This is a genomic window from Thermodesulfobium sp. (assembly GCF_053498235.1).
Window position 1 is genome coordinate 1 of record NZ_JBRCUV010000053.1, and the last position, 5641, is coordinate 5641.

Sequence of the window (5641 nt, forward strand, 5' to 3'; positions counted from 1 at the left end):
GAACCAATATTAGAATTTATTAATTTTTCATAAAAATCTTTAGGAAAAATGTCTCTCCAAAGATTCAATTTAGAAATAAAATATCTATCTTCATGTAAAATATTGTACGCTTCCCATTTAAGAGAAAGCTCAATAACAGCATTGTATGAAGAAATATCTATCATAGCAACCTCCATAAAAGTATTAAGTATTAAATTTGATTAACTAATAAATATTATAATATCTATTTTTAATTTTTTATATATTTATTTAAATCAAATTTTCTAATCAAAGATTTCTCTGACATCCACCTAACCTTACCAAAAATTTCTCTCTCTTTAAAAGCTCTATCGTGTAAACCAAAACACCAGAGTATGCCAGCATAACTATTTGGATCTCTGCCATCAATAGCATATTTGTTGTTTAGATAAGTCATATTTTTATAAGCTTCCTCAATACTCTTTGACCACTCGATTATTTTTTTCCCCCAATACATTCTTATATAACTATGGATCTTGCCTCTATTTTTCAGCTCGCGCTGAGCCGCATTCCAAATTTCGTCATGAGTTTTGCCGTCTTCAAATTCTTCTAAAGAATAAACGTATTCTCTTTTATCCTCTTTATGATCATACAATGTCTTAATAGCCCAAGATGGCAATAAATTTTCTAAATTTGTCAAATCATTCGAGTAATAAGTAAAGTTATGAGCTAGTTCTCTCCTAATTACCAATTCTTCTTGAAACGAATAATAATTTTCAACATTTCCTTTCACTTTTTTTAACTCATTTAAGACCTCAATTGGGCTAATATTACCGAAGTGCAAATAAGGACTTAGATCACTCTCAACGTTCATATTTAGATGATTATTTCTTTTTGCATAATTTTCAAATTTTTCATTAATAATAAAATTATAAAGTTTTTTCTTAGCATCTTTATAACCACCTATATATGGCGCTGACGGAACAAATATTAAATTTTGTTTTTTTAATTCATTTTCTATTTTAGCTAAATTAATCTCAGTCTTTGAATTTAAAAACTTATTCTTATATCTGACCTCTTCAAAATCATTTAAATATTCTTCAAGATGTTTTAAAATTTTTGGCCTAATAGTATGTGCAGAATATTCTTTTTTTGGACTAGCTATACTTACTGGCAAAATTAAATTGGTATCAACCTGATAAACTGTAATCTTATTTTCATCATAAATAGCATTTTTAATATTTTTCAAAGTAGGTAGATAAGACTTGTCAGTAACCATTATCTTTGAATTATCAATATAGGGTCTCAAAACATCTTGAAATCTTCCAATTACTATATTTATTCCGATTTGTTGGCATATTAATTCATCGTAAACGTCTTTCAAACCCTCAAGAAAAAATTTGAAACTTCTAAAATTTCCTTCAGGATAAGAAAAATCAACTATAACTAAAACCATAAGAGGAAGTAAATGTTCATTGGATAAATACTTAGCAAACTCAAGACTGTGATTGTATCTTGTCCTAAAAGCTCCTTGCATCCAGTACAAAATATATTTACCAGGTTTATCAAAAACCTGAACTTCTTCTATTCTTCTATAAAACCTCATAAGAACCCCCGATCTGAAAATATATAACACAATATATAATAAAAATATTGAAACATATTTTACAATCTTTTTAAAAATTTTAAGGAGTCAAAAATGTTAAATTTCTATAAAGAAAAGATTCTTGGTGGAGTAGGTTCTGGCTTAATTGCATTTGCTCTAATCCCAGGTATTGGTTATATTTTCTTTATAATTGGTGTAATAATGTTTATCATATCAATACACAATATTTCTAAACTCTTGAATGAGGGTGAAATATATTCAAATATTATAAAATCTTTTCTAATTGGAATTTTAGGAACTGTAATCTCTCTTTTCCTTGGACTATATACATTTGCCTCAGTATTTTCAGGACATTGGAACTTTGGAGCAAATATATTTTTAAGCCTTATAATTTTTTATTCGTTTACAATTGCCTCTGCGGTATTTTTTCGAAAGAGCTTAGTTTCAATTGCTTCATTTACAGACAACGAACTTTTTAAAACAGCAGGAGACGTAATGTTTTGGAGTGCAATATTAACAATTTTAGCCTTAGGATTTATTGGAATGTTTATATCATGGATTCTACTTTCCATTGCATTCTTTACTATGTCAAACTATATTGAAATTAGAAAAAATGAAAAACCAGTATTCGATTCAGATTATTATAAAATTTATTGAAACTTGAATTTGACCAACTTCTAATAATAAATTAATCGAACTTTAAACTTAAATTAAATATTTTTTTATAAACTCATTACTATACTAATGTTGAATTACAAAATATTAGAGGAGACTATCATATGGCCAAAAAAATGGTGTTCCCCCATCCATATTTCTCTTCAAATCCAAAATGGAAATGGTTTATCTTATTAACTGTTCTAATAGGAGCAACAATGTCTGCCTTAGATGTAAGCATCGTAAATGTTGCAACACCAACAATAGAAAATAGATTCGATGTGCCAATGTCAATGGTTGAATGGGTTGTAATGGGTTATATGCTGACTTTAACGGTTTTTCTTCCTTTTTTTGGAAGACTCGCCGATATGTTTGGAAGAACCAGAATGTATAATATTGGATTCATTATATTTACAATTGGTTCTGCACTTTGTGGCATTTCACCAAATGCCTATTTTTTAATATTTTCTCGAGTTCTTCAAGCAATAGGTGCAGGCATGCTCCAAGCAAATTCGGTTGCAATTATTACACAATCCTTTCCTAAAAGTGAATTAGGAAGAGCTATAGGAATACAGGGAGCAGTCCAAGCAATAGCAATGTCTATAGGTCCATTTGTCAGCGGTATACTTATTTCCCTTTTAAACTGGAGATTAGTTTTTTACATTAATGTACCAATAGGTATTATTGGCACTTTAATGGCATTATTTATATTACCGGCCAGCAAACATAATCTTAAAAAGGATACCGAAATTGATTTTCTTGGAGTTATTTTATGTGCTACAGGATTAGGATTTCTTGTATTGGCAATTGACCAAGGAGCAAAAGTAGGTTGGACATCATCTTTAATTATTCTTTGTTTTTTAGCTTCTCTTATAATATTCCCACTATTTATAATAAGAGAATTAAAAACTAATAACCCCATGATAGACTTGAGGATTTTTAAAAATTGGGACTTTTCAACAGGAAATATTACGGGTTTTTTGTCATATTATGTACTTTTTGCAGTTCTTTTTCTAATGCCATTTTATCTTGAAGATATAATGCACTACGATGCTGAAGTTGTTGGATCTATTTTAACGCCTATCCCCCTTGCTATGGCACTAATTGCTCCATTTGCAGGAGCTATATCTGACAAAATTGGCTCGAGATTTATGACCACTCTTGGAATGATTATATGTGCAACAGCAACCTTTTTCTTGTCCTTTTTAAACGACAACATTAATATTTATTTTCTCACAATCATATTTATAATACTGGGATTAGGAATGGGAATTTTCACCCCACCTAATAATAGTACAATAATGCTTTCTGCTCCTGAAGACAAACTTGGAGTTGCAGGTGGAATATTAAATATGATGAGAGCAGTTGGTCTTATATTTGGTGTAGATATATCAAGTATGATATTTACAACTTTAAAATTAAATACTCTTGCTCAACATGGGTATTTTATAGAATCAAAGGCTCCTTTCACAATTTATAAAATAGCATTTATGAATAGCTTTTCATTTGTAATGATTAGTCTCCTAGTAATATGTATCATCGCTGTAATCATATCGTTTACAAAAAAGAGCATAAAGAGAAGAGAAGGCGTCGAAGAAAGTTTTGAAAGCGTAGATCTTTTATAACCAATAACTATTTAGAGTTTCATAAAATTATTATTAAATTCCTTGAATTTCTCCGCTTTCAAGTATATCAAACTTAACTGCTTGAGGCACTTTCGGAAGGCCTGGCATCGTCATTATTTTACCAAGTACTGGCACAATAAAATTAGCTCCATGTGATATCCGAACCTCTCTAACCGTAATTTTAAAATCCTCAGGTCTACCAATCAATTTTGGATCTGCAGACAAAGACAATGGAGTTTTTGCAATACAAACAAAAGAGTTTTCCATATCTACTAACGATACATCTTTCAGATCAGCTTCTGCCTCCTGAGAGTATTCTACAGAACTTGCACCATATATAGTCTTTGCAATTTTTTCGATCTTTTCTTTTGGAGATTGCTCTAATTTATATATAAATCTTGGAATTCTCTCTTCTTCAATCTCAATAATTTTTTTCGCAAGTTCCTCTCCACCCTTTCCACCATTCGCCCAGACATCAGAAAGCGCAAACCCTACCCCCATAGATTCTACAAAATTTCTTACAATTTTGATTTCTTCATCTGTATCATCACTAAATTTATTTAAAGCAACTACCACCTTCAATCCAAAGGTTTGCATATTTTCAATATGTTTTTCAAGATTTTGCAATCCTCTAATAAGATTCTTATTGCCATCCTCAATATAATTTAACTTCAAACCTCCATGATATTTAAGTGCTCTGGTAGTAGCTACTATCACCACTGCACATATCTTAAATTCTCCAAGTCTAGCAATGATATCCAAGAATTTCTCTCCGCCTAAATCAGTTGCAAATCCTCCTTCTACTACTGCATAATCAGAATATTTCAGGGCAAGTTTTATTGATAAAATCGAAGAGGTACCATGAGCTATGTTTGCAAATGGTCCACCATGTACAAAAACAAGATTGTTTTCAAGTGTCTGAACTAAATTGGGGTTAATTGCATTTCTGAGTATAGCTGCCATAGCACCTTCAGCCAAAAGATCTTTAGCGTATATTGGTTTCTTGTCATAGGAAAAGCCAACTAATATATTTCCTAGCTTCTTCTTTAAATCATTTATATTAAGCGATAGTCCTAATATAGCCATAACTTCAGAAGCTGCAGTAATATCAAATCCTGCTTCCCGCGGAAAGCCATTAGCACTCCCGCCCAAACCAATAACTATACTTCTAAGCGACCTATCATTCATATCCATAGCTCTTCTAAACTTGATCTTTCTTGAATCGATGCCTAACTGATTTCCATGATAAATATGATTATCAATAAGAGATGCAAGAAGATTATTAGCATATTCAATTGCAGGAAAATCACCCGTAAAAAGAAGATTTATTTCATCCATCGGCACTACCTGAGCATACCCGCCTCCAGTAGCTCCTCCTTTTATTCCAAAAATAGGACCTAAAGATGGCTGCCTTAATGAAGCAAGAGATCTGTAACCTAATCTATTTAGGGCATCTACCAACCCAATAGCTGTAGTAGTCTTACCTTCACCATAAGGGGTAGGGGTTATTCCTGTAACGAATATAAGTTTACCGAAATTACTTTTTGACTCATACAAAAGTCTATAATCAACTTTTGACACATAATCGCCAAATGGCTTTAGCGATTCAGTAGGTATTTCATATTTTTTTGCAATATCAAAAATTTTTTTTAAATTTGCATTTTTTGAAATTTCATAGTCTGTCATAATTATCTCCTATTTTTCAATAGATTTATTAAAGTATTTTAGTTTAATTTTAACAAATATTTGTAATATATAAAAGTTTTTTTACTATTGGAATATTTTATTTTAAAATAAA

At 30.7% G+C, this 5641-nt stretch carries 4 protein-coding genes; 2 read left to right on the forward strand and 2 right to left on the reverse strand.

Going from position 1 to position 5641, the window contains the following annotated elements; all coding sequences use genetic code 11:
• Positions 1-229 precede the first annotated feature (229 nt).
• Positions 230-1564 (reverse strand): deoxyribodipyrimidine photo-lyase, encoded by a 1335-nt coding sequence (locus tag ACWIUX_RS07575; RefSeq protein WP_448590123.1) that lies wholly within the window; start codon positions 1562-1564, stop codon positions 230-232.
• 93 nt (positions 1565-1657) lie between these two features.
• Between ACWIUX_RS07575 and ACWIUX_RS07580 the strand changes: the two genes are divergently transcribed.
• Entirely contained in the window at positions 1658-2221 is a 564-nt protein-coding gene (locus tag ACWIUX_RS07580) for a DUF996 domain-containing protein (protein ID WP_448590124.1), read from the forward strand.
• A gap of 122 nt (positions 2222-2343) precedes the next feature.
• Complete coding sequence (locus tag ACWIUX_RS07585) at positions 2344-3843, forward strand: MFS transporter (RefSeq protein ID WP_448590125.1); 1500 nt, start codon at positions 2344-2346, stop codon at positions 3841-3843.
• 33 nt (positions 3844-3876) lie between these two features.
• Here ACWIUX_RS07585 and ACWIUX_RS07590 read toward each other — a convergent pair whose 3' ends face one another.
• The gene (locus tag ACWIUX_RS07590) at positions 3877-5529 is read right to left on the reverse strand and encodes a formate--tetrahydrofolate ligase (RefSeq protein WP_448590126.1); all 1653 of its coding nucleotides are present in this window, start codon (positions 5527-5529) and stop codon (positions 3877-3879) included.
• Positions 5530-5641 lie beyond the last annotated feature (112 nt).